This window comes from Arthrobacter sp. Y3225116 (assembly GCF_059091245.1).
This window is the reverse complement of record NZ_JBNHGL010000459.1, coordinates 1-1,103: the sequence shown is the minus strand read 5'-3', so window position 1 is coordinate 1,103 and position 1,103 is coordinate 1. Positions and strand designations below refer to the sequence as shown.

Sequence of the window (1,103 nt, the reverse complement as noted above, 5' to 3'; positions counted from 1 at the left end):
GGTCGAGGCCGCGACGGGCCAGCAGCGGCGCCAGGTCGGCGTCCCGGCCACGGAAGTTCCGGTAGGCCTGCAGCGGGTCCATGCTGTTGCCCCGCGAGAGCAGTTCGCGGCGGAAGCGGTCCCCGTTGCCGCGGCGGAGTCCGCCGTTTTCGGCGAACCAGGCGACCGTGTCGGCGTCGAGGATTTCACTCCAGAGGTAGGAGTAGTAGCCCGCCGCGTAGCCGCCGGCGAAGATGTGCTTGAAGTAGCCGGTGCGGTAGCGCGGCGGGACCAGGGGCAGGTCGATTCCGGCGTCGGCCAGTGCCTGCCGTTCGAAGGCCAGCGGATCCTCGACCCGCTGCCCGGCGGCCAGGCTGTGCCAGGCCAGGTCGAGCACGCACGCGGCCAGGTACTCGGTGGTGGCAAAGCCTTCGCCCCACAGCTGCGCAGCCTTGACGCGGTCCACCACCTCCCGCGGCAGCGGCTCGCCGGTCAGGTGGTGCCTGGCGTAGTTGCCGGCGACCTCCGGCTCCAGCATCCACATTTCATTGACCTGCGACGGGTACTCCACGAAGTCCCGGGGCACGTTGGTGCCCGAGAGGCTGGGGTACTTCACCCGGGACAGCAGGCCGTGCAGCGCATGGCCGAACTCGTGGAAAAGCGTCACCACGTTGTCGTAGCTGAGCAGGGCCGGCTCGCCGGGAGCGGGCTGCGGGATGTTCAGGTTGTTCATCACGACGGCGCGCTGTCCCAGCAGGTGGGACTGCTCGACCAGCGAATCCATCCAGGCACCGCCGTTCTTCGTGTCCCGGGTATGGAAGTCGCCGATGAACAGGCCCAGCCGGGCGCCGTCGTCGTCCATCACTTCCCAGATCCGGGCCTGCGGATGATAGGCGGCGAGGTCCGGCCGGGCCTCGAACCGCAGCCCGTACAACCGGTTGGCGGCGAAGAAGACGCCGTCGGCGAGCACGCGTTCGAGCTCGAAGTACTGGCGCAGCCCGGCCAGGTCCACGCTGTAGTCGCGGCGGCGCACAAGCTCCGCATAGTAGGCCCAGTCCCACGGCTCGAGGGGGTGGCCGGCGGCCTCGGCGAGGATCTCCGCCTCGGCGCGGGCGTTGGCGACG

General features: G+C 69.9%; 1 protein-coding gene. It reads right to left on the bottom strand.

Going from position 1 to position 1,103, the window contains the following annotated elements:
* Positions 1 to 1,103: M3 family metallopeptidase (locus AC5RV2_RS18280; protein WP_494093505.1), on the bottom strand; the 1,103-nt coding region annotated here is incomplete at both ends.